The organism is Mesorhizobium sp. M0802, assembly GCF_040320115.1.
In the GTDB taxonomy this organism is placed as follows: domain Bacteria; phylum Pseudomonadota; class Alphaproteobacteria; order Rhizobiales; family Rhizobiaceae; genus Mesorhizobium.
In genome coordinates this window covers 1-796 of sequence record NZ_JAMYOY010000065.1, presented here as the reverse complement: position 1 = coordinate 796, position 796 = coordinate 1, and the positions used below count along the sequence as shown (strand labels likewise).

Genomic DNA, 796 nt, shown 5'->3' with positions numbered 1-796 from the left:
TTGAAACATGTTCTTGTCATTGACGATGATGCCGCAATGCGGCGCCTCATCGCCGAGTATCTCACGATGCATGCCCTGAAGGTAACCGCAGTCCACGATAGCAAGCAGTTTGACTATGTTCTTTCACGTGAGCCAGTCGATCTCGTGGTTGTTGACCTTAACCTAGGCCGGGAGGATGGACTTGCGATCGTCCGCAATCTGGCGACAAAATCGGATGTTCCTATCATAGTGATCAGCGGCGACCGGCTTGATGAGGCGGAAAAAGTGGTTGCACTGGAGCTCGGCGCAACCGATTTCATTCCCAAGCCTTTCGGGATGCGCGAATTCTTGGCCCGCATTCGAGTAGCGCTACGCCAGCGCATTTCTAGTCCGCGAACCAGAGAGCAGCGCTCATTTCGCTTTGGGGCCTGGAAGCTCAGCGTGAAGCAGCGGCGACTGATCTGTGCGGAGCGTGGCGAGGTCAAGCTTACCGCATGTGAGTTCAATCTCTTAATCGCATTTCTGGAGAACCCCCGCAACGTGCTATCCAGAGAACGGCTTTTGCTCGCGAGCCGTGTGCGTGGAGAAGAGGTGTACGATCGAAGTATCGATGTCCTAATCATGCGCTTGCGCCGAAAGCTGGAGGCTGATGCGGCCAACCCTCGCCTGGTCAAAACATCCCGTGGCGCAGGGTACTTCTTCAACGCTGACGTAGATGTTAGCTACGGAGGCACGTTGGCCGCGTGACAGTGAGCTATGCTGGAGATTGGGGTGACGAGGCTGATCAAGCCTTCCAACAGTACCAGCCTGATCAATT

Annotated in this window: 1 protein-coding gene; it reads left to right on the top strand. The window is 55.2% G+C overall.

The genetic code is table 11. The annotated features are described in order from the left end of the window. A partial coding sequence (virG, locus tag NKI10_RS30875; RefSeq protein ID WP_352862614.1) for a two-component system response regulator VirG occupies positions 1 to 726 on the top strand: 726 nt, incomplete at its 5' end. Positions 727 to 796: the final 70 nt, after the last annotated feature.